At 72.9% G+C, this 23478-nt stretch carries 15 protein-coding genes; 5 read left to right on the top strand and 10 right to left on the bottom strand.

What is annotated here, in order from left to right:
- Nucleotides 1-18: 18 nt before the first annotated feature.
- The 4 genes from HUT12_RS14975 to HUT12_RS14960 are packed head-to-tail and all read right to left on the bottom strand — an operon-like array spanning nt 19 to nt 4982.
- The gene (locus HUT12_RS14975) at nt 19-774 is read right to left on the bottom strand and encodes an SDR family NAD(P)-dependent oxidoreductase (RefSeq protein ID WP_176093776.1); all 756 of its coding nucleotides are present in this window, start codon (nt 772-774) and stop codon (nt 19-21) included.
- Nucleotides 756-1901, bottom strand: a complete 1146-nt coding sequence (locus HUT12_RS14970) for an aminotransferase class V-fold PLP-dependent enzyme (RefSeq protein ID WP_176093775.1) — start codon at nt 1899-1901, stop codon at nt 756-758. Before HUT12_RS14970 ends, HUT12_RS14975 begins: the two co-directional genes overlap by 19 nt.
- A complete protein-coding gene (locus HUT12_RS14965) occupies nt 1894-3390 on the bottom strand; it encodes an aldehyde dehydrogenase family protein (RefSeq protein ID WP_217706001.1) in 1497 nt (498 codons plus the stop codon). The genes HUT12_RS14970 and HUT12_RS14965 overlap by 8 nt, the downstream gene beginning before the upstream one ends.
- Nucleotides 3387-4982 carry a thiamine pyrophosphate-binding protein gene (locus HUT12_RS14960; protein WP_176093774.1) on the bottom strand — a complete coding sequence of 532 codons (1596 nt, stop codon included), beginning with the start codon at nt 4980-4982 and terminating at the stop codon, nt 3387-3389. Before HUT12_RS14960 ends, HUT12_RS14965 begins: the two co-directional genes overlap by 4 nt.
- A 228-nt stretch (nt 4983-5210) precedes the next feature.
- Between HUT12_RS14960 and HUT12_RS14955 the strand changes: the two genes are divergently transcribed.
- Nucleotides 5211-6230, top strand: a complete 1020-nt coding sequence (locus tag HUT12_RS14955; protein WP_161595029.1) for a LacI family DNA-binding transcriptional regulator — start codon at nt 5211-5213, stop codon at nt 6228-6230.
- Nucleotides 6231-6315: 85 nt separating this feature from the next.
- Here HUT12_RS14955 and HUT12_RS14950 read toward each other — a convergent pair whose 3' ends face one another.
- The 5 genes from HUT12_RS14950 to HUT12_RS14930 form a co-directional block, all read right to left on the bottom strand.
- Nucleotides 6316-7629 (bottom strand): aspartate aminotransferase family protein, encoded by a 1314-nt coding sequence (locus tag HUT12_RS14950; RefSeq protein ID WP_131055677.1) that lies wholly within the window; start codon nt 7627-7629, stop codon nt 6316-6318.
- A 197-nt stretch (nt 7630-7826) separates the two neighbouring features.
- Nucleotides 7827-9026, bottom strand: coding sequence for an ABC transporter substrate-binding protein (locus tag HUT12_RS14945; protein WP_176093773.1), 1200 nt, complete (start codon nt 9024-9026; stop codon nt 7827-7829).
- 92 nt (nt 9027-9118) lie between these two features.
- Nucleotides 9119-10519 carry an aldehyde dehydrogenase family protein gene (locus tag HUT12_RS14940; protein WP_176093772.1) on the bottom strand — a complete coding sequence of 467 codons (1401 nt, stop codon included), beginning with the start codon at nt 10517-10519 and terminating at the stop codon, nt 9119-9121.
- Nucleotides 10516-12336 (bottom strand): ABC transporter permease subunit, encoded by a 1821-nt coding sequence (locus HUT12_RS14935; RefSeq protein ID WP_176093771.1) that lies wholly within the window; start codon nt 12334-12336, stop codon nt 10516-10518. The genes HUT12_RS14940 and HUT12_RS14935 overlap by 4 nt, the downstream gene beginning before the upstream one ends.
- Nucleotides 12333-13514 (bottom strand): ABC transporter ATP-binding protein, encoded by a 1182-nt coding sequence (locus HUT12_RS14930; RefSeq protein WP_161595038.1) that lies wholly within the window; start codon nt 13512-13514, stop codon nt 12333-12335. Before HUT12_RS14930 ends, HUT12_RS14935 begins: the two co-directional genes overlap by 4 nt.
- 275 nt (nt 13515-13789) lie before the next feature.
- Between HUT12_RS14930 and HUT12_RS14925 the strand changes: the two genes are divergently transcribed.
- Nucleotides 13790-14653 (top strand): alpha/beta fold hydrolase, encoded by an 864-nt coding sequence (locus tag HUT12_RS14925; protein WP_131056065.1) that lies wholly within the window; start codon nt 13790-13792, stop codon nt 14651-14653.
- A gap of 15 nt (nt 14654-14668) precedes the next feature.
- Here HUT12_RS14925 and HUT12_RS14920 read toward each other — a convergent pair whose 3' ends face one another.
- The gene (locus HUT12_RS14920; RefSeq protein ID WP_176093770.1) at nt 14669-17464 is read right to left on the bottom strand and encodes a BTAD domain-containing putative transcriptional regulator; all 2796 of its coding nucleotides are present in this window, start codon (nt 17462-17464) and stop codon (nt 14669-14671) included.
- 423 nt (nt 17465-17887) lie between these two features.
- On the opposite strand from HUT12_RS14920, the gene HUT12_RS14915 reads away from it, so the two are divergent.
- The 3 genes from HUT12_RS14915 (at nt 17888) to HUT12_RS14905 (ending at nt 23197) form a co-directional block, all read left to right on the top strand.
- Nucleotides 17888-18574, top strand: coding sequence for a hypothetical protein (locus HUT12_RS14915; protein WP_131053358.1), 687 nt, complete (start codon nt 17888-17890; stop codon nt 18572-18574).
- Between the two features lie 400 nt (nt 18575-18974).
- On the top strand, nt 18975-19559 hold the full coding sequence (locus HUT12_RS14910; RefSeq protein WP_131053357.1) for a hypothetical protein: 585 nt from the start codon (nt 18975-18977) through the stop codon (nt 19557-19559).
- 269 nt (nt 19560-19828) lie between these two features.
- On the top strand, nt 19829-23197 hold the full coding sequence (locus HUT12_RS14905) for an endo-1,4-beta-xylanase (RefSeq protein WP_176093769.1): 3369 nt from the start codon (nt 19829-19831) through the stop codon (nt 23195-23197).
- The last annotated feature ends 281 nt before the right edge of the window (nt 23198-23478 follow it).

Below are 23478 nucleotides of genomic sequence, written 5' to 3'. Positions count from 1 at the left end.
TCCCGGGCGCGGGGCGGGTCACCCGCCCTGTTGCGCCCGACGCCACCGGGCACCGCCGTCGAGCACCACCACGGTGCCGTTGCCGGCGGTGCCGGTGACCAGCTCGACGGCGGCCCGCGCCACCTCGTCCACGTCCACCTCCGCCGCGCCACCGGCGGCCGACCCGCCGGAGTGCCGGGACGCCCACGGGGTGTCCATCCAGCCCGGCGCGATCGCGCTGACCGCGACTCCGGGCGGGGCGACGGCGGCGAGCCCCTGGGTGAAGGCGACCAGCGCCGACTTCGACACGGCGTACGGCAGGCTGCTGCCGGCCGGGTCGAAGGCCGACGTCGACGCCACGTTGAGCACCCGGCCCCAGCCGGTGCGACCCATCGCCGCGAACGTCGCCCGGCAGAGCGCCACCGGGGCGAGCAGGTTGACCCGCAGCAGCGACTCCCACACCTCGTCGTCGGCGGCGTCCAGGTCGTCGAAGGGGATGAAGCGGGTGGTGGCCGCGTTGTTGACCAGGATCTCGACCGGACCGAGGGCGGCCGTCACCGCGTCGACCAGGCGGGGCGCGGCGGCCCGGTCGGACAGGTCGGCGCCGACGGCGACCGCCTCGGCACCGGCCGCCCGGACCGCCGCCACCGTCTGCTCCGCGCCCCGCGCCGAGCTGGCGTAGTGCACCGCCACCCGGGCGCCGGCCAGCCCGAGCCGCACCGCGACGGCCCGGCCGAGTCCGCTGCCGGCGCCGGTGACCAGGGCCACCCGGCCGGTCAGCGTCGCGTCTGCCATGCGTCGATCCCCTCCACCAGTCGGTCGATGTCGTCGTCGTCGTTGAACCCGTGCGGGTCGACCCGCACCCGGCCGGACGGGTATCCCCACACGTCCACGCCGTGCTCACGCAGGTGACCGGCGAGCGCGGGGGCGTCGTCGACGGCGAACGCGACCACGCCGGCCCGCCACCGCGGCTGCGCCGGGGTGAGGACCGTCAGGCCCCGTCGGGCCAGCCCGTCGACGACCCGCCCCACCAGGTGTGTCACCCGGTCGGCGATGGTGTCGACGCCGGCGGCGCGGACCAGCCGGATCCCAGCGGTGGCCGCCGCGAGCAGCGGCAGCGCGGCCAACCCCACCTCGGTGCCGGCCGCGCCGGACGGTACCGGTGGGAGTTCGGTGAGCTGGTACGAATCCGCGATCCGGGCGCTGACGTAGCCGACGTCCAGCGGCGTGCCGGCGGCGGCGGCCTCCCGGACCGCGAGGAAACCGATCCCGGGCGGGCCGAGCAGCCACTTCATCGCGGTGCTGACCAGCGCGTCGATCCCGTCGCGGGCCATGTCGACCGGCACCGCGCCGGTGGACTGCGCGGCGTCGACGAACAAGCGCATCCCCCGGTCGGCGCAGAGACCGGCCAGGTCCGCCAGGTCGTGCCGGTAGCCGTCGAGCGCGGCCACGTGGGAGACGGCGAGACAGCTCGTACCCGGATCGGTGAGTGCGGCGAAGGCGTCCACCGCCGCCTCGTCCGGTGCCCGGCGGACCAGCCGGACCCGCAGGCCGTGGCGGAGCGCGGCCCAGGCCATCGTCGGGTACGTGGTGTCGTCGACCAGCACCGTCGAGCCGGCCGGCAGGCCCAGCAGCCGCAGTGCCAGGTTCGTCGCGCGGGAGGTGTTCTCGGTGATCGCGACCTCCGCCGGTGCCGCACCGACCAGACCGGCGAACTCGGTGCGCAACCGGCCCCAGTCACCGAAGTAGTCGGCGCGGTGCGTCAGCGGGTCGCCCGCCCACCGGTCGACCCAGGTCGCCATCTCGGCGCGTACCGGCTCGGCCAGCGGCGCGATCCCACCACTGAACAGGTACGCCCTGGTCGCCAGCAGCGGGACGGCGGCGCGCAGGGCGGCGAGCCGCTCCCGCTCGGGGTCAGTCATCGGTCCCACCCTCCCGTGCGGTCGCCACGTCGGCTTCGCCGAGGTGCACCACGACGTGTTTGAGTCGGGTGAACTCCTCGAAGCCGTACCGGGACAGGTCGCTGCCGTGGCCGGACTGTTTCACCCCGCCGTGCGGCATCTCCTCCGCGCCGACGCCGAAGGAGTTGACGCAGACCTGACCCACCTCCAGGTCGCGGGCGAACCGCATCGCCCGGCCGACGTCACGCGTGTAGACGGCGGCGGCCAGCCCGTACGGCGAGTCGTTGGCGCGGTGCAGCGCCTCGTCCTCGTCGTCGAAGGGCTGCACGGTCACCACCGGTCCGAAGACCTCCTCGGCGACGATCGGCGCGTCGTCCGGGACACCGGCGAAGACGGTCGGCGCGTAGAACGCCCCGTCGGGCAGCCCGTCCGGGTGCACGATCCGCCCGCCGGTCAGCGGGGTGTGGCCCGCCGCCACGGCGTCCGCGACCAGCGCCGCGACCCGGTCCCGGTTGGCCCGGTCGATCAGCGACCCCTGGTCCACCTCGTGCAGCGGGTCGCCGACGGTCAACCGGGCGGTCCGCCGGGCCAGCGTCTCGGCGAACTGGTCGTAGCGCGAGCGCTGCACCAGGAACCGGGCGGCGGCGGTGCAGTCCTGCCCGGCGTTGAAGAACCCGAGCGAGAGCGCGGCGTCCAGGGCCCGGTCCAGGTCGGCGTCGGCGAACACCACGAGCGGGCTGTTGCCGCCCAGTTCCAGATGGGTACGCGCGACGTGCCGGGCCGCCGCCGCCTGCACCCGTCGGCCGGTGGCCGTACCGCCGGTGACCGAGACCAGGTCCACGTCCGGGTGGGCGGCGAGCCGGTGGCCTTCCTCGGCCCCACCGGTCACCACGTTGAGCACCCCGTCGGGCAGGCCGGCGCGGGCGGCGAGCGGCCCCAGCGCCAGCGCGGTCAGCGGGGTCTGCGCGGCGGGCTTGAGCACGATGGAGTTGCCGGCGGCCAGGGCGGGCCCGACCTTCCACGCCGCCATCAGCAGCGGATGGTTCCAGGGCGCGAGTCCGGCCACCACGCCGAGCGGTTCGCGGCGCAGCATGCTGGTGTGCCCGGGGACGTACTCGGCGGCGGCGACACCGTCGAGATGGCGGGCGGCGGTGGCGAACCAGCGCAGCGCGGCGGCGGTGCCCTCGACGTCGACCGCGTGCCGCAGCCGCAGCGGCGACCCGGTCTCGGCGGTCTCGGTCCGGGCCAGTTCCGCGCCGTGTTCCTCGACCAGGTCGGCGAGGCGCAGGAGCACGGCGGCGCGGGCGGCCGGCGAGGTCCGCCGCCAGACCCCGCCGACGTAGCGCTGCCGGGCGACGTCGACGGCCAGGTCCACACCGGCCGTTCCCGGCCCGGCCAGTCGGCGTACCAGTCGGCCGCGCGCCGGGTCGGTGACCGGTTGTTCGGTGTCGCCGCCGTGCCAGGCGCCGTCGATCCAGGCGCCGGTGGCATCGGCGAGCAGGCCGGTCACGGGACCACCACCAGGGTCGGGCCGTCGGCGTCGAGGCCACGGGCCACCGCGGCGGCGAGGTCGGCCGGGTCGTGCGGTTCGGCGTACCGGCACCCGAGCGCGGCGGCCAGCGCCGGGTAGTCGGGGGCGCGCTGCTGGCAGCCGACCGGCCCGGCGCCCTGCTCGTCGAGCAACCGGGCGATCTCGCCGAATCCGCCGTTGCGCCACACGACGGTCACGAGCGGGATCTCCCGTTCGGCGGCGACCAGCAGTTCGGGCATGGTGAACATGAGGCCGCCGTCGCCGACGAGCGCCACGGTGGGCCGTCCCGGGGTGGCCACCGCCGCGCCGATGGCGGCCGGTACCGCGTACCCGAGGGTGCCCAGGCCGGAGGGGTTGAGCCAGCCACGCGGGCCGTGCACCGGGAACAACGGGGTGGCACCGTAGTAGTTGGCACCCGTCGAGTCGACGGCGAGACAGGCGTCGTCGGGCATGGCGTGGCGCAGCGCGGCGATCCACGACGCGTACGGCGCACCGAGGGCGGCGGCCTCGGCGTCGAGCCGTCGACGGCAGGTGTCCGCCGACGCGGCGCCGGAGCGGTCCGCCACCGGCAGCCGGTCGGCCAGTTCGGCGAGGACGGTCGCGACGTCGGCGGTGAGGGCGATGTCGGCGGGCAGGTGGCGGCCGATGGCGACCGGGTCGACGTCGATGTGCACGAGTCGGCCGGTCAGCCTCGGCCGGGTGGCCCAGAAGTCGGTCGGGCCGAGTTCGGTGCCGACGGCCAGCACCACGTCCGCGCCGGTGAGCAGGTCCTCGGCGGCACCCTGCGGTACGCCGTACTGCTGGGTGACGATCCCGGCGTGCAGTCGGTGCCGGGCGTCTATGGTGCCCTTGCCGTTGAGCGTGGTCAGCACCGGGGCGTCCAGCCGTTCGGCGAGGCGACGCAGGTCGTCGGCGGCACCGGCCGCTCCCCCACCGGCGACGACCACCGGTCGACGGGCGTCGGTGAGCAGTGCCACGGTCTCGTCCACGATGCCGGCGTCCGCCGGTGCCGGTCGGCGTTCCGATGCGGTCGGCCCGGTGCGGTCGGGATCCACCGGGGCGTCCCAGAGGTCCTGCGGCACCTGGACCACCGCCGGTGCGGGGCGTCCCCAGCGGCGGGGTGCCAGGGCGTCACGGACCGCGTGCAGGACGTCCTCGGGTTCGCAGGCGCGGGTGACCCGGTCGGTGACGGCGCGCAGCAACGCGTCCTGGTCGCGCAGTTCGTGGGCGTGGCCGCCCCGGCCGCCGCGCTCGGCGCGGGACAGGTCACCGGCGAGCACCAGGATCGGCACCGCGTCGGAGTACGCCTGGCCGACGGCGGTGGCCACGTTGGCGATGCCGGGGCCGCAGATGACCGAGCAGGCGGCCACCTGCCCGGTCGAGCGGGTGGCGCCGTCGGCCATGAACCCGGCGCCCTGCTCGTGCCGGGCGGTGACGTGGTCGACCCGGGCGGCGTCGAGGGCCCGGTAGAGACCGAGGGTGTGTGTGCCGGGGATGCCGAAGACGCGAGTCACCCCACCGGCGGCCAGAGCCCGCACCACGGCGGTGCCGAGGGTCGTTCCGGGAATCATCGTCACTCCTGCCGAAGGGTTAGACGGTCATGGTTGAGTCGGCCGGCCCAGGCGGCTTGGAATACGTATGCATGGTGCTATGATGCGTTGGCCGCCGTCAAGGCCACCGCACCGCCGAGGTCGCGGGCCCGACCGGCCGATACGGACGCGCGGCCCACTGATGCGATGGATGGCGAGATGACTGGTGGACCCGGTGTCGAGGCACAGCCTCCCGGGCAACGTCGGAAGGTGAGCAGTCACGACATCGCCAAGCTGGCGGGCGTGTCTCAGTCGACGGTCTCCCGGGTGCTCAACAACAACCCCCGGATCACCGCGGTCACCCGCAACCGGGTGATCGCGGCCATGGAACAACTGCGCTACACCCCGAACGCGGCGGCCCGGACGCTCATCACCGGCCGCAGCCAGTTGATCGGCCTGGTGGTCTCGAACATCACCAACCCGTTCTATCCGCAGCTCATCGAGGCGATCGTGGCCACCGCCGCCGAGCACGACTACAACGTCGTCCTCGGCAACACCCAGGAGAGCCCGCGCCGGCAGATGGACTACCTGAAGCTGCTGGTGGAGCACCAGGTCGACGGCGCGATCCTCACCTCGGCGTTGCAGAGCGGCGGCGACGACCTGCAACGCGTCATCCGCGCGGGCACCCCGGTCGTGCTGGTCAACCGCACGCTGTCGGGCAGCGCGGTGGACAGCGTGCACATCGACAACCGGCGCGGCGGGGCGATCGCCACGGAGCATCTGATCCGGCTCGGCCACCGCCGGATCGCGTTCGCCGGCGGGCGGGCCGACACCTCGACCAACCAGCTCCGGTTGGAGGGATACCAGCGGGCGATGGCCGAGGTCGGTCTGCACGTCGACCCGGAGCTGGTCGTGCACGGCGACTTCACCCACCTCAGCGGTGGCATCACCGCACACCGGCTGCTGACCGCCGGGCAGCCGCCCACGGCGATCGTCTGCGCCGACGACGTCATCGCGCTCGGCTGCATCGACGCCCTGCACGACCGCCGGATCCGGGTACCGCAGGACGTCGCGGTGGTCGGTTTCGACGACGTGCCGGTGGCGGCGTTGAAGGGGATCGGCCTGACCACGGTCCGCCAACCGGCCCCCGAGATGGGGCGACGCGCCTTCGACCTGCTGATGCACCGCATCGGCGGCGCAGACCGCCAGCGCCCGCCGGTCGAGGAGGTGCTGCCGGCCGAGCTGGTGATCCGGGACACCTGCGGGGCCCGGGCCGGCGGACGCGCCTGACCCCACCCCCGGGCCGCCGCCGCCCCGTCGGGCCACCACGGCTCGGCGGCGGCCCGACGGGGCCGAGCGGTACGACCCGGTGCGCTCAACCGGTCCGGGCCGGTTGCGCCGCTGTGGTGATCGCCGCACCGAGCCGCTCGACGATCTGGTCGAGTTGGTCGTCGGTGAGCACGAAGGCCGGTGAGAGCTGGAGGCTGTCGCCGTTGATGACCCGGGTCAGCACGCCCGAGGCCCGGGCCTGCCGCACCACCCGGTCGGGCAGCCCGGGGTCCCGGTCGACGTCCAACGCGACCGCGCCGAGCAGTCCGGCGTGCCGGACCTCGCGGACACCGGGCAACCCGGCCAGCGCCGGCAGCCGATCGGCGAGGCGCCCGGCCAGCACGGTCACCCGGGGCAGGAGGTCGTCCTCGGTGAGCAGGCGCAGGTTGGCGATCGCGGCGGCGCAGGCCACCGCGTGCCCGGAGTAGGTGTAGCCGTGGCGGAACACGCCCGCCGTGTCGTCGGTGAACGCCTCCCAGACCCGGCGGGCCGCGATCACCCCGCCCAACGGCACGTACCCGGAGGTGACGCCCTTGGCGAACAGCAGCAGGTCCGGCTCGATGCCGTAGCTGGCCGAGGCGAACCAGTCGCCGGTGCGCCCGAAGCCGGTGACGACCTCGTCGGCGACGAGCAGCACACCGCTGCGCCGGCAGATCTCGGCCACCTCGGCCAGGTAGCCGGGTGGCGGCGGGTGTACTCCCCCGGCCCCGATGACGGGTTCCACGAAGAAGGCCGCCACCTGCGCGGCGCCGATCTCGTCGATGGTGCGGCGCAGCGCCTCGGCGTCGTCGTGCGGCACCCGGTGGAAGCCCGGTGCCGCCACCCGGCCGTAGCCGGCACTGTTGGCCGCGATCCCGGCCAGGGCGGTGCCGTGCCCGTGCATGCCGTGGTAGGACAGGTCCCGGGAGATGACGACGCCGCGTTCGGGCTGGCCGCGCAGTGTCCAGAAGCGGCGGACCATCTTCACGGCCGTGTCGACCGCGTCGGAGCCGCCGGAGGTGAGGAAGACCATCGGGTCCGGCATCGGGGCGAGCTCGGCGATCCGGTCGGCCAACGCCAGCGCGGCCGGGTTGGCCATGTCGCCGAAGGTGGAGTAGGCGGCGAGACGACCGGCCTGCTCACCGACGGCGGTAGCGATCCGGGACTGGCCGTGGCCGACGTTGGCGTACCAGAGTCCGGCGGTGGCGTCGAGGTACCAGTTCCCGTCGCTGTCGCGTACCCGCGCGCCGTGTCCCTCGACGATGGTCAGTTCGCTGGCGAGCGTGTCGCGGAGGTGGGAGAACGGGTGCCACAGCCGGGAGGTGGTCGGCGGCCGGTCGGCCGCCGAGGGTGGGCGACGACGGGACGGCGTGGTGGTCACGGGCAGGCTCCTTACTGGGCCCGGCGTCACACCGGTCTCGTGCCGGGCGACCGCCCGGGTGCCGGGGCGGACCGTGGACGCGCGGCGGCGCGCCGGGTCCTCGGGCGGCGTGCGGGGCACGAGTGGCGCGAGGCGGCGTGGGGACGGTGGGGGTGGTCGGCCGGGGCGGCCGGCGGTACCGGTCGCCCCGGCGACGGTCAGCCGGCGATGAAGCTCTGGAACCGTTCGTTGACCACGTCGTAGTTGCTGCGGTCGGTGCCGTTGTACGGCTTGTACCAGTAGAAGGAGTCGATCCGGAAGGTGATGTCGTTGGGGACGCCGCCGAGTTCGGGCACGTTGTTGGTGGACGTCGTCCAGTGGTCGGCGAGGGACTTGTCGGCGGCCTCGTAGATCGCCGTCGAGGGGATCGGCTGCCGCCACGCCTCACCGATGCGGGCGCCGATGCTCGGCTCGAACCGGAAGGCGATGCTGGCCATCGAGGCCTTCACGTTCGGCGCGCCCTTCGGCACGGCGAGGAAGTCCACGTGCGCGAGAGCCTGGTTGAGCGTGTACGCGACGGGGGCGCCCTGGTCGATCAGGTCCTCGATGCGCGCGTTGGACATCGCGACCATGGTCGCCTCGCCGGTGGCGAGCAACTGCTGGGCCTCGGTGCCGGAACCCCACCACTTCACCACGTGCGGCTTGATCTGCTCCAGCTTGCGGAAGGCGCGGTCGAAGTCGAGCGGGTACATCTGCTCCGGCGTGACGCCGTCGGCCAGCAACGCGGCCTCGATCACCTTCACCGGCTCGAAGTTCTGCAGGGACCGCTTGCCGGGGAAGCGCTCGACGTCCCAGAAGTCGGCCCAGGACGTCGGGCGCGAGTCCGCGTTCGGGTACGAGTCGAGGTTGTAGGCGAGCACGATGGACGCCTCGGCGTACCCGATCGCCTTGGGCAGTTTGTACTGGTCGTCCATGGTGTCCAGCACGTTCTTCGGGAACAGCGAGTAGTCGATGTCCTCCAGGCAGCAGTCGGCGAACTGCTCGTAGTTGCCGGCGGTGACGCTGAACTGGTCGATGTCGACGCGTCCGGCACCGACCTGGCTCTCGATCCGGTTGTAGATGTCGGTCGACCACGGCACCTCGACGACCTCGACGCCGGTGATCGCGGTGAAGGGTCGCCACACGTGCTCGAACTCGGTGTCGGAGAAGGTACCGCCGAAACCGACGTTGGTGATCTTGCCGCTCAGGTCACCCGTGTTCCACGGGCGTCCCTCGAAGTCGCCGGCGGCCGGCGCGTCCGATCCGGTGTCGCTGCCGCAGGCGGCGAGGAGGGTGACCGCGGCCAGTGCGGCGGCGGCGTGGCGCAGGGCCCGGCCGGTACGGCGGGCGTGGGCATATCGTCCGGTAGGTGGGGTCATGTCGATCGGCTCCATTTCATCGCTGGGCGCTCCGGCCCCGTTGACTGGCGCACTCGGTCGTTCGGCACGGTGGGGGCGGTGGTCGTCGCGCGCTACTCGGAGGTGGACGGCCCGGCCGGTGGCGGGCCGTACCAGTGGGTCTGGACGTTGGCGAACTCGCCGAAGCCGTCGGCGGCGAGTTCGCGGCCGATGCCGGAGCGCCGGATACCGCCGAAGGGCAGCCGCCAGTCGCTCTGCACGATCTCGTTGACGAAGACCATGCCGGCCGGCAGGGCGTCGGCGAGGTGGTCGGCGCGTTCCGGCGAGGTGGTCCAGACGCTCGCGCCCAGGCCGTACTCGTCGCTGTCGGCGAGCCGCAGCAGGTCCTGCGTGCTGTCGGCGACGAGGACCGGTGCCACCGGCCCGAAGGTCTCGTCCCGCCACACGGGTGCGTCCACCGGCACGTCGGTGAGGATGGTCGGTGGGTAGTAGAAACCGGCGCCGGCGACCGGTTCGCCGCCGAGGACCACCCTCGCCCCGGCGGCGACCGACTCGCGGACCTGCGTGTGCAGCAGGTCGCGCAGGTCGGCGCGGGCCAGCGGGCCGACGTCGGTCCGTGGGTCGGCCGGATCGCCGACCCGGTGGGCGGCGAACCGGTCGGTCAGCGCGGCGAGGAACTCCTCGGCCACCGGCCGTTCGACGAGGAACCGTTTGGCGGCCACGCAGCTCTGCCCGGCGTTGCCCAGCCGGGACCGGGCGGCGGCGGACGCGGCGGCCTCGACGTCGGCGTCGGCCAGCACGATGAACGGGTCGGAGCCGCCGAGTTCCAGCACGACCTTCTTGACAGCGGCTCCGGCGGCGGCGGCGATCGCCGCGCCGGCGGTGACGCTGCCGGTGACCGAGACCCCGGTGACCGCCGGGTGGGCGATCACGTCGGCCACGGCCGACTCCGACACCAGCAGTGGGGTGAACACGCCGGGCGGCAGACCGGCCCGCGCGACGACGTCGGCCAGGGCGAGGGTGGAGAGCGCGGCGTTCGGCGCGGGCTTGACCAGGCAGGTGTTGCCGAGTAGCAGGTTCGGTACGGCCAGCCGTAGGGCCTGCCAGTACGGGAAGTTCCAGGGCATCACGCCGAGGATCACTCCGGTGGGACGCAACCGGATCCGGGCCGGCAGGTCCCCGGCCAGGGGCCGCCGGTCGGCGAGCAGGGTGTCGGCGTGGTCGGCGAACCCGTCGCACAGCGCCCGGCACTTGTCGACCTCGGCCACCGACTGCGCCACCGGTTTGCCGATCTCGCGGACCAGCAGGTGGGCCAGGTCGTCCCGGGCCGCGCCGAGGGCGGCGGAGAGGGCCCGCAACGCGTCGGCGCGCTCCGCCGGCGGGCGCTCCCGCCAGCGCCGTTGGGCACCGGCCGACTCGCCCACGAGTTGCCGGGTCGCGTCGGGGGTCAGCGTGGCGGAGCGGCCGATCCGTTCGCCGGTGCGGGGGTCGACGCTGAGGTAGTCACGGCTCACAGGATCGATCCCTTCATGCCGGTACGGCGCTGGCGGAGACGGAGCATCAGGGCGACCACCCCGAGCACGGTGATCACCACGAGCATCTCGGCGACCGAGACGACCGCGAGGATCGGCGAGAAGCGCACGTGCAGGTCCTCCCAGAGCCGCAGCGGGAGGGTGCGCAACCCGGTGCCGGCGAGGCTGATGGTGAAGACGAGCTCGTCGAAGCTGGTCAGGAACCCGAAGAAGGCGGCGACGAGGAAGCCGGGCCGCAGCACCGGGAAGGTGACCGTGAGGAAGGCGCGCACCGGTGACGCGCCCAGACCGCGCGCGGCCTGCTCCAGCCGGTAGTCGAACGCGCGCAGGTTGGCCACCAGGATCAGGGTGACCAGCGGTACGGCCGGAATGGCGTGTCCGATGACCAGCCCGGTGAAGGACCCGTCCAGTCGCAGGTTGAACAGCACGAGGTAGAGCCCGAAGGCGAGCGCCACGCTGGGGATGATCAACGGGGTCGCGATCAGCCCCATGATCAGGTCCTTGCCGGGGAAGGTGCCCCGGACCAGCGCCAGCGCCGCGAGCGTGCTCAGGACGGTGACCAGGACCGCCACCACCACGCCGAGCCGGATGCTGGTCAGGAACGCGTCCACCCACCGCGAGTCGGCCAGGAACTCCTGGTACCAGTTCGTGGTCAGGTCGGTGGAGGGGAACGCGGCGAAGGTCGACCGCTGGAAGGACATCAGCACCGCCGCCAGCATCGGCACCAGGCACAGCGCCAGCCCGAGCCCGGCCAGCAGGTGACCGGGCAGGCGGTAGACGGCCGACGGCAGCCGCCCGACCCGGGCCAGCACCGTCGCGCTGCGCCAGCCGGCGTCCAGGGCGCCACCGCCCCGCCGGGACACGGCGGCGTTCTCCGGACGCCAGATGGAGCCGATCGGCACCACCCGGGACACCGCCAGCAGCACCACGAACGCGGCCACCAGCAGCACCATCGACATGGCGGAGGCGAACGCGGGTTCGCCGACGGCGGTGGTGAGGGTGCGGTTGAGCAGCACCGGGTAGACCTGTTCGCCGGAGCCGCCGAGCAGGTCGGGCGTGATGAAGAAGCCGAGGCCGAGCATGAAGACCAGCACACAGCCGGCGAGCACGCCGGGCATGCTCAGCGGCAGGAACACGAAGGCGAAGGCGGCCGGGCCACCGGCGCCGAGCCCGTTCGCCGCCTGCGTCAGGCGGGGGTCGATCCGGCGCATCACGGTGTAGAGCGGCAGCACCATGTACGGCAACAGCACGGCGATCATGCCGATCAGCACCGCCTGCTGGGTGTACATCAGCTGGAGCGGTTCGTCGACCACGCCGAGCTTCAGCAGGACCGTGTTGACGGGTCCGTTGCGGGCGAAGATGGTCATCCAGCCGAACGTGCGCACCAGCAGCGCCACGAAGAACGGGATGACCACGAGCGTGGTGACGGTGGCGCGGACCAGCCGGGGTCCGTGCGACATCAGGTAGGCCAGCGGGTAGCCGATGACGAGCGCGCCGAGCATCGCCACGGCGGCGTAGACGAAGGTACGCCCGAGCGCCTCCAGGTAGAGCGACTCGGTGAGCAGGGTGCGGTAGTGCCGGAACGGGTCGCCGGCGGGAAGGCTCTGGGTGGCCAGCCGGACGACCGGATAGGCCAGTGTCAGGGCGTAGAAGGCCAGCACCGGGAGGAGCAGCAGGGCGGTCCGGTCGAACCGCGACCGTCGGGTGGGTGCCGGTGCCCCGGCGCCGGTCGGGGGGTCCTGCTGCGGCGAGTCGGCGGTGGGCCGGGGGTCCGGGACGCGGACGGGGACTCCGGTCACCGCAACACCACCGCTTCGTCGGCGGCCCAGCGCAGGAGAAGTTCGTCACCGGCGGTGTAGCCGGCCATGCCGACGGTGTTCTCCCGGATCAGGTGCAGCACGGTGTCGCCGCCGACGAGGACCGTGTAGCGGCTGCGCTGACCCATGTACAGCACCTCGGTGATCCGCCCGGACATCCCGGCGTCCGGGCCGTCGGCGGCCGGTCCGGACCCGGCCGACAGGGCGATCCGCTCGGGTCGCACCACCACCACGGCCTCGTCCCCGGTGGCCAGGCCGGGGCTGGTCCGGCCGTACGCCAGGGCGCCGTCGGCGGTCCGCAGGGCGCAGGTGCCGTCGGTGATCCGCTCGACGCGGCCCCGGAACTCGACGGACTCGCCCATGAAGGTGGCGACGAAGGCGTTCGCCGGGCTCGCGTAGATCTCGCGCGGGGTGCCGACCTGCTCGATGCGGCCCTCGTTCATGATCACGATGCGGTCGCTCATGGTGAGCGCCTCGTCCTGGTCGTGCGTGACGTAGATGATCGTGGACGCGATCTGGCGGTGCAGGTTGACCAACTCGAACTGCACCGCCTCGCGCAACCTGCGGTCCAGCGCGCCGAGCGGCTCGTCCATCAGCAGCACCGGCGGCTCGAACACGATCGCCCGGGCCAGCGCCGCCCGCTGCTGCTGCCCGCCGCTGAGCTGACTCGGGTACTTGTGCGCGTGCGCGCCGAGCTGCACCAGGTCGACGGCGTGCGAGACCCGGCGCTTCAGCTCCGCCCCACGGATGCCGCGCATGCGCAGCGGGAAGGCCACGTTGCGCTCCACGGTCATGTGCGGGAACAGCGCGTAGCTCTGGAAGACCATGCCGATGTCGCGGCGCTCCGGGGGCAGCCGGTCGAGGCGTTGCCCGCCCAGGTGGATCGTTCCCGCCGTCGGCGTCTGGAAGCCGGCGACCATCGACAGGACCGTCGTCTTCCCGCTGCCGGAGGGGCCGAGCAGGGTGAGGAACTCACCGCCGCGCACCTCGAGGTCGAACTCCCGGACGGCCTGGAAGTCGTGGTAGCGCTTGGCGACCGCGGTGAAGCGCAGTTGCCGGTCGTCCGCGTCGGCGGCCTCCGACGCCGTGCGCGGCACGGCCGGTGAACCGTCCGTCTCGTGTGCGGTGGACACCCCACCGTGCTGGGCCCGGCTCGACACTGCTACCGCTCCTTGCTGTCTGGGACGGTTGTGCATACGTATTCGTAGCATGCGACCCACCAACAGGGGAAGATCCGATCCGCAGGTGGAATCCGATTCGATACCTTGCGTTCGCCGTGCTGCCGCGCCGCTCGCGGTCCCTCCGTGACGATCCGCGAAGGCATCGACGGGGCAGATCCGGCCCGGCACCGGCGTGCATAGCTAGTACGGCGGGACCTCTGCCGGACCCGGCCGCGTCACTGTTGGCCGGGCAGCGATCGGGGTACGTCTCGTGCATGTTCGACGGATTCACCGATGAACGGATCGACGTCGGCGAGGTGGAGCTACGGGTCCGGCACGGCGGGCACGGCCCCCCGGTGCTGCTGGTGCACGGACACCCCCGGACCGGGGCGACGTGGCACCGGGTCGCCCCACGCCTGGTGGACCTCGGGTACACCGTCGTCTGCCCGGACATGCGCGGCTACGGGCAGTCCGGCACGGTGCCGATCCGGCCCGACCACTCGCAGCAGTCCAAGCGTGCGGTCGCCGGGGACATGGTCCGGCTGATGCGGGCGCTGGGTCATCCGACGTTCACCGCCGTGGGCCACGACCGGGGCTGCTACGTGGCACTCCGGCTGGCCCTGGACCATCCCGACGCGGTCGACCGGCTGGTGGTCGTCGACGGCGTACCGATCAGTGAGGCCCTCGCCCGCTGCGACGCGACCTTCGCCCGGCGGTGGTACCACTGGTTCTTCTTCGCCCAGCCGGACACGCCGGAACGCGTCATCGGTGCCGACCCGGACGCCTGGTACGGCGACAAGGCCCGGCCGGAGACCATGGGCGTCGAGAACCACCGGGAGTTCCGCCAGGCCGTCCACGACCCGGCCACGGTCCGCGCGATGCTGGAGGACTACCGGGCCGGCCTCGGCGTCGACCGCGAGCACGAGGAGGCCGACCGGCGGGTCGGGCGTACCGTCCGCTGTCCCACGCTGCTGCTCTGGACGACCCGCGACGACCTGGCCGACCTGTACGGCGACCCGCTCGCCGTGTGGCGCCCGTGGGCCGACGACCTGCGCGGGCACCCGATCGAGTCCGGTCACCACGTGGCCGAGGAGAACCCGGCCGGGCTGACCGAGGCCCTGCACCGCTTCCTCGGCTGACCGGCGCCGCGCCGCCTAGCCGGAGCGCGGCACCTCGGCAAGCCGACGCCGGGCGCCCTCGGCGGCCGGGTCGCCCAGGTCGTCGAAGATGGAGGCGGCCAGCCGCCAGGCCGCCGTCGCCCCGTCGAGGTCGTCCATGGCGGCGCGGGTGTCGCCGAGACGGGTCAGGGTCTCCGCCTGGTGGTAGCGGTCGGCCGAGTTCCGGAACAACTCGATGGACTGCTCGTAGCAGTCCACCGCCGACTGGTACTCCCCCATGCCGTGATAGGCGAAGCCCAGGCTGTCCAGCGTCGCCGCCTGCCCGTTGCGGTCGTCGATCAGCCGTTGCTGGGCGAGCGCCTCGGTGCAGTCCGCGATCGCCTGCCGGTGGTTGCCCAGCACGGCGTGGAGGTAACCGATCGCGTTCAGCGCCCGCCCCTCGCCCGCCCGGTTGCCGACGAGCCGGTAGAGGCGCAACGCCTCGTGGGCGTGCGTCAACGCCTCGTCCCGTCGGCCGAGCACGAAGCAGTGCTCGGTGTAGTTGTGCAGCGTCTGCGCCAGTCCGTCCTGGTCGCCGAGCTTCTCGTACAACGTGATCGCGCGCTGGAGGCGGTCACCGGCGGTGTCGTACTCGCCCAACCGGTAGGCGGCCCGGCCGAGCAGGCGGTTGGCGGTGGCCTGCGCCTCCAGGTCACCGAGACGTTCCGCCGACTCCAACGCGGCCTGCTGGGCGGTCAACTGGTCCTGCCAGAGCCCGCCCGGCGCGAGGAACGTGGTCAGCGCCCAGGCCAGCCGCCAGGCGTACGCGTCGAAACCGGTGGCGGTGGCCTGCCGGACCACCCGGAGCAGCACGTGCCGTTCGGCGGTGAACCAGGCCAGCGCGGCGTCCTGGTCGACCATCGGCACGCGGACGTTGCCGGGTAACGCCGGCAGCGCGGTGACCGGCGGCCACTGCGGCTGCACCAGGCGACCGGCCGGTTCGGCGCTGTGCAGGTAGTGGTCGTACAACCGGCGATGGGCCGCCCACCGCTGGTCGGCCGGCTCGTCGGCGTGGGACAACTCGGCCGCGTACGACCGCAGCAGGTCGTGGAAGGCGTACCGGTCCGGACGGTGCTCGGTCAGCAGGTGCAGCCGGGTCAGTTCGGTGAGCACCGGGGCGACCGCGACACGCGGCCAGCCGAGCAGCGCGGCGGCGGCGAAGCCGCTCAGCTCCGGTCCCGGGTGCAGGCCCAGCAGGCGGAACAGGCGTGCCGCGTCCGGGCTCAGCGCCTCGTACGACCAGGAGAACACCCGCCGTACGTCGCCGTCGGCGAGCACCGCGAGCCGGGTCTCCGGGGCCCGCAGCTCGGCGACGACCGCCTCCAGCGGGAACGTGGGCCGGGTGGCCACCCGGGCCGCGACGATGGAGAGCGCGAGCGGCAGCCGGCCGGCAGCCTCGATCATCTCGGCGACGGCGGCCGGTTCGGCGTCCAGACGGCTGCCGTCGACCCGGCTGCGCAGCAGGTGCGTCGACTCGGTGTCGGTCAGCACGTCGAGGGTCAGCAGTCGGGCGCCCTCGACGGCGACCAGCGTGCTGAGCTGGTCCCGGCTGGTCACCACGACGACGCAGCGACCCGCGCCCGGCAGGAGCGGGCGCACCTGGTCGGCGTCGCGGGCGTTGTCCAGCACGATGAGCATCTCGCGGTCGGCCAGCAGACTGCGGTACAGGCCGGTGCGGGCGTGCTGGCTGCTGGGTATGCGGGCCAGTGGTACGTCCAGCGCCTCCAGGAAGCCGAGCAGGGCGTCGGCCGGGGAGACCGTCTCGCCCTCGTCGTAGCCACGCAGGTTGACGTAGAGCTGCCCGTCGGGGAAGCGGTCGGCGGCCCGGTGCGCCCAGTGCAGCGCCAGGGTGGTCTTGCCGACCCCGGCCATCCCGCACACCACGGTGACGACCACGGAGGTCGGTCCGCCGGCCGGATGTCCGACGACCGCGTCGAGGCGGGCGAGCTGCTCCCGACGGCCGACGAAGTCGGGCGTGGTGAGCGGCAGCTGCGCCGGTCGGGTCCGGGCGGTGGCGGGCGCGGGTTCGGCACGCGGTGGCGGGCCGGGCGGCGGGCAGCGGTGGTGCAGGATGTCGTCGTGCAGGCGGGTCAGCTCGGGCCCCGGGTCCATTCCGGTCTCCTCGGCCAGCACCTGCCGGGCCTGCCGGAAGGCCGCCGTCGCTCCGGCCACGTCCCCGCTGTGGTACAGGCCGGTCATCAGGTGCGCCCAGGCACGCTGCCGTAGCGGATGCCGTTCGAGCAGGGCCCGCAGTCGGGGGATCACCTGCGCCGCCGCACCGAGCGCGAGCTGGGTGCCGGCGTGGTCCTCCTCGGCCAGCAGACGCCGCTCGGTCACCTGCCCCACCCAGCGCGACAGCGCCCGGGGCAACGGCAGCCCGGCCAGGACGGGGCCTCGCCACAGCGCCAGCGCCTGCGCCAACTCGGCCTCGGCACGAACCGGATCGCCGCAGGTCACGGCGGTGCGCCCGCGCGCCACGGCGGCGTCGAAGCGGTCCAGGTCGCGTTCCTCCGCCTCCACCCGCAGCAGGTAGCCACCGGCGGTGGTGACGATCCGGCCGTCGCAGTCGATCGCCTGCCGCAGCCCGCGCACGTAGGTGCGGATGTTGGCTGCGGCGGAGGCCGGCGGCTGGTCACCCCAGAGCACGTTCACCAGTTCGTCGGCGGGTACGGCCTCACCGGGTCGGGTCAACATCAGGGCCAGCAGCAGTCGTTGTTTGACCGAGCCGAGGTCGACCGGGTGCCCGTCCCGGGACACCGACAACGGGCCGAGAAGGTGGAAGCGGAGAAGCATCAGTCACCTCAGCCGACGGCCTGAGTCATGGGACCGGACACCATCCGAACCGCGTCGTCGCGCGGCCGGACCGGCCGACCGCCAAGAGTCGAGGACAATTCATTTGTACGCCAATTGTGCGCGACGGATACGCCGGAGACCGTACCATCGGCCGCCAATCGATGATCTTCCCAAACGGTGGCTGTCGAGGTGTACATGCGGGAACGGATGCAGCAGCCGGCCGAGCGGGCGGCTTGACGACCGGCGGCGACCGACCCCACCCGGGGCCACTCCGGTGGGCGTGGCGGTCCGGACCGTCGGCATCGGGACCGCCGACGGTCCGGACCGCCACGCCCACCACGGTCTGGGCGGGCCCGCCCACCGGCGGCCGGGCCGGTCGGGACGAAACGGCCACCGGCGTTCTGATCTCCTCCGGAGGTGTCGATGAGTGAGAACCCGCCGCCCCGGCACAACTCGTCGGGCGACCGGGCCACGGGCCTGGTTCACCCGGCCCGGCGACGAACGCCGCTGGCCGGTCGCCCCCTGCCACGGCTGCCGATCCCGGTGTCCCGGCTCTCCGGTGAGAACGTGGACCCTCTCCTGCGGACTCGGCGGCCGGTGCGGCGGTACCTCGCCGACCCGCTGCCCCGCGCCGACGTGCTGCGGGTCTGTCAGGCCGCCGTCGACGCCGCGCAGCCGGTCGCACCGGAGGACACCGACGCGGCCCGCTGGTTGGTGTTCGTCCGCGCGGTCACCGGCACCACCCCGGGCGTCCACGAGTACCGCGACGGCGAGCTGATCGACGCGGCCGGGCTACCGGCGGCCGAGGCGATGGCCGGGCTGGCCTCGGGCCCGTTCGCCACGGCGCCGTGCGTGCTGGCGCCGGTGTGGGATCTGGGCACCGCGCCGACCGGGCAGGGCGTCGACGTCCACCTCACCCTGTTGCTGCGTTCCGGCGCCAGCCTGCACGCTGCCCACCTGCTGGCGGTGCGGCGGGGTTTCGGCGGATGCCTGTTCCGGAATCCGCATCCGGCCGCGCCGTCCGGCGTCGCCGGTGGGTACGACCTGACCGCCCGGCCGTTCCTGGCGCTGGCCGTCGGCCGGCCGGACCCGCGGGAGCACGCCGGATGAGTCGATCGGGAGATCCACCGCCCGGTCAGCCGGTGGTCGACGCTCTTCACGACCTCGCGATGGCCCACGGGACGGAATAGCCACCTCGGCGACGGTCGATGTTGCCGGACCTGGTCCGCGCATGCTGGAATGGCTCATATCGCCGCAGCGCGGGGGCAAACGCGCTGGGAACGGCCAGCACGGGAGCAGTGCTATGCCGGCAGCGCGCCGCATCGGCAGACGGTCGCGCGCCGCATCGCCAGGCCATCACCACGACGACGGGCACATTTCCGGGCAGGTGTCCCCGCCGTACGTGTGTCCTTCGGTTCTCGTCAGCGACGCGGCTGCGGCGCGGACGTGCCGGGGGTGTCCGACGTGATCTGCCGACGCAGCAGAACCGGCGACGAGGTGAGAAGCAGTCATGATTTCCCGACAGAGTGTGGCGGGGTGGTACCGGAACCGCTTCGTGTGGGTGGCGGTGATCGTGCTGACGGTCTCGGTGACCGCAGTGGCGCTGGTCAGCGCGGCCGAGACGGACACGAAGCCGACGGACCTGCGCGGGCAGCTCATGACCTGGATGCGCGCCACGCTCGAACAGGCGGACCCGGGGCAGCACAACCACGCCGGCCATACGCCCCAGCAGGCGGCCGACGGGCAGGAGACGCCGCCGGAGGTGGTCTGCGGGGTCCACGTCTACGGCTTCGAGCCGGCCGAGGTGACCTCGATCGCCGACGTCCGGACGGTCTACGGCTTCCACCTCTGCGGGGTGGCCGAGCAGAAGCGCACCTGGGACTGGGCGGTCAAGCTGGCCGGTCCGGTCATCATGGACCGCTCCACCAACCCGCCGGGCATCCAGGTGGTCGAGGCGACCGAGGACGTCTTCTTCATCGACCGGCTGCGGCAGATGTTCCCGGCGAAGTACGCCGACCTGGCGCAGAAGGAGTCGCTGGAGCCCGGGGAGATGGCCGACCTGCGGCGCCGGTACGACGCGGCGGCCGGGCTGTGACCCGTACCGCCTGACGCGGCGACCGTTCCCGTCAGTTCCGGAGGTAAGGAAGGGTCCCCTGCTATCGCCTGGTGCATAGCAGGGGACCCTTCCTTACACATCGCTGTCAACCTCCGTCAGGCCGATCGTTACCGATCCATTTTCCGAAACTTTCCGGAAGTTCTGGTCACGACATTCGGTCCGACATAACATGCACGCGCTTGGATGCGTCCGGTACGCCTCCGGTGAATCACCCCGCCACCAGCCCCGATCGCGTAAAGGGAACACCGATGCGCTTCTGGAAATCCGCTCGCCGATCGCGACAGCGATCGCGACTTCTCGCCGTCCTCTGCACCACCACACTCGTCGCGGCGGTCGCCGTCGCACCCGGTCCGGCCGCCGCCGCGCAGACCGTCCTCTCCTCCGACTTCGAGTCCGGCTCGTACGCGCCGTGGGGGGCTCGGGGCGATGTGACCCTCGCTATCGCGCCGGAGGGCCACGACAGCGACAACAGCCTCTCGATCACCGGCCGGACGGCGAACTGGCAGGGCCCGGCGACCAGCGCGACGGCCCTGTTCACCCCCGGTACCCGCTACTCGGTCAGCGCCTGGGTGAAGCTCCCGGCCGGCACCGAGGGCACCGCCGGTGTGCACTTCACCGTCGAGTCGACGCCGGCCGACGGCGGCGACAACACGTACACCTGGATCGGCGACAGCGTGTCCGCGGGTGCGGACGAGTGGGTGCGGATCGGCGGCGACTACACGCTGCCCACCGGGCTCAGCGCGGCCACCCTCTACGTCGAGGCGGAGGGGACCACCCCGTTCCTGCTCGACGACGTACTGGTCACCGCGCCGGACGGCGGCACCGGACCGGCGCCGGGCACGGTGGTCGTCGACACCGACTTCGAGGACGGGTTGGACGGTTGGGGCCCACGCGACGGCGGGCCGGGGGCGCCGAGCGTCACGCTGACCGACGTCGCACACGGCGGGGAGGCCGCGGCGCTGGTCAGCGACCGGGTCAACCAGGGCGCCGGGCTCGGCCGGGACGTGACCGGGCTCGTCGAGCCGGGTGTGACGTACGAGTTCAGCGCCTGGCTGCGCTTCGCCGAGGGCCAGCCGACCGACGAGGTCTGGCTCAGCCTGGCCAGCACCAGCGGCGGCAGCCAGTCGTTCGCCACCCTGGCCCAGTTCACCACCGTCACCAACACCGGGTGGACGCAGGTGACGGCCCGCTTCACGGTGCCGGCGGCGGAGAGCGCGTACCTCTACGTCGAGACCCGCTGGCAGGGCGCGGACGTGCCCGGCAACACCAGTGACTTCCTCGCCGACGACATCGTCGTCCGGGTGCCCGAGCCGCCGGTGGTGGAGGACCTCACCGGCATACACGAGACCACCGACTTCCCGGTCGGGGTGGCGATCGACGGCCGGGAGACCGAGGGTGCCGCCGCGCAACTGCTGACCCGGCACTTCAACCAGATCACGGCGGAGAACCACATGAAGCCGGAGGCCTGGTACGACGACGAGGGCGCCTTCCGCCCGCACGACCAGGCGCTGACCCTGATGGACTTCGCCCGCGACAACGACCTGAAGGTCTACGGTCACGTGCTGGTCTGGCACAGCCAGACGCCGGCCTGGTTCTTCCAGGACGCGGCCGGGCAGCCGCTGGGCACGTCCGCCGCCGACCAGCAGGTGCTGCGCGAGCGGCTGCGCACGCACATCTTCGCCGTCGCCCGGTCACTGAGTGAGCGGTACGGCGCCTTCGGCTCCGCCACCAACCCGCTGAACGCCTTCGACGCGGTCAACGAGGTGGTCAGCGACAGCGGCGAGTACACCGACGGCCTGCGCCGCAGCGAGTGGTACCGGATCCTCGGCGAGTCCTTCATCGACCTGACGTTCGAGTACGCCGACGAGGCGTTCAACGACGTGTACGCGGTCGACGGCACCGACCCGGTGACCCTGTTCATCAACGACTACAACACCGAGCAGAGCGGCAAGCAGGCCCGCTACCGGGCACTGGTGGAGCGGCTGATCGCCCGGGGTGTGCCGGTCGACGGCGTGGGCCACCAGTTCCACGTCTCGCTGGCCACGCCGGTGAGCAGCCTGGAGGCGGCGCTGGACGCGTTCACCGACCTGCCGGTGACGCAGGCCGTCACGGAACTCGACGTCACCACCGGCACGCCGGTCACCCAGGCGAACCTGATCGAGCAGGGCTACTACTACCGGGACGCGTTCCGGATCTTCCGGGAGCACACCGACGATCTGCTGGCCGTCACCGTGTGGGGGTTGACCGACGGTCGCTCGTGGCGGTCCGGCAACGGCGCGCCGCTGCTCTTCGACGACAGCCTGCGCGCCAAGCCCGCCTACTACGGCGCGGTCGACGGGGAGCTGCCCGCCCGGCTGCGCACCGCCACCGTCTTCGCCGGGGACGTACCCCTGACGGCCGCCGCACCGACGGATCTGACCTGGCGCAAGCTGCCGCTGCACCCGGTGGAGGAGGCGGCCCGGTTCCAGTTGCGCTGGGCACCGGACCACCTCACCGCCTACGTCACGGTCACCGATGCCACGGTCTCCGCCGACGACCGGGTCGAGTTCGTCCTGAACGGGGAGACCTACCGGGTCCGGCGGGACGGCACGGGTGACGTACCGGCGGTGGCGGCGGCCCGGGACGGCGGCTACCACCTGGTCGCCCACCTGCCGCTGACCGAGGCGACCCGGGGCGACACGCTCTCCCTCGACGTCCGGGTCACCGACGACGGCACCACCTCCGGCTGGAACACGCCGGGTGCGGTGGGCACCCTGACCCTGGTGGAGGAGTTGTCGTACCTGGAGGTGCGCCGGGCACCGAGCGCGCCGGTGGTCGACGGCACGGTGGACACCGTCTGGGCGCAGGCGAGCACGGTGACCACGGCGAAGCAGGTCTCCGGCACCGACGGGGCGGTGGCGCAGGTCCGTACGCTGTGGCGGGACCAGACGCTCTACGTGCTGGCCGAGGTGACCGATCCGGAGGTGGACGTCTCCGGGTCGGACCCGTGGACCCAGGACTCGGTCGAGATCTACGTCGACGCGGGCAACGCCAAGAACGGCTCCTTCCGCTACGACGACACCCAGATCCGGATCAACGCCGACAACGTGGTGTCGTTCGGCACCGGTGACGAGGGGTTCCAGGCGGGACGGTTGACCAGCGCGGCCGTGCGGACCGCGACGGGCTACACCGTCGAGGCCGCGATCAGCCTGCTCGAGTACGGCGGCATCGACACGTTCCACGGCCTGGACTTCCAGGTCAACGACGCCTCCGGTGGTACGCGCACGTCGATCCGCAACTGGGCCGAGCAGGAGGGTGTCGGCTACCAGAGCACCGCCCGTTGGGGCGTCGGCCGGCTGGTCGAGGGCTCCACCGTGGAGGTCACGCTCACCCGGGTGGCCCGGTGGAACTCCGACAGCGGCGGGGGCTACTGCGCCACCGTCACCGCCACCAACACCGGCGACAAGCCGGTGGCCTGGACCGCGATCGTCGACCTGGAGGGCGACATCTACACCGCGTGGAACTTCACCCGGGAACGCCAGGACGACGGCAGCTACCGGATCAGCGGTGTGGACTGGAACCGCACCCTGAAACCCGGCGCCAGCACCCACAGCGTCGGATACTGCGCCAACCTGTAGGAGTCGACTCCGGCCCCGGTCGACGCCGGGGCCGGAGTCGGCGGATGGCGGCCATCGCGCAGAGCGATGGCCGCCATCGGCGTACCCGGCGACGGGTGGCGGAGCGGGCCGCGTAGGACATTCGACGGAGCCGCGAGCACCCGATCCTGAACAGACGACGGAACTTCTCCACCGCCCTTGACCTGCGAAAACGCCCCCTTGTTGAATGAGCGCACCGCGGAGCCTTCCGACCGGGAAGGTCGCAGCCAGCCAGCACAGCGGCGCTCACCGGCGCGCGGAGT

It is taken from the genome of Verrucosispora sp. NA02020 (assembly GCF_013364215.1).
Taxonomy (GTDB): Bacteria; Actinomycetota; Actinomycetes; order Mycobacteriales; family Micromonosporaceae; genus Micromonospora.
This window is presented reverse-complemented; position numbering and strand designations above follow the sequence as displayed.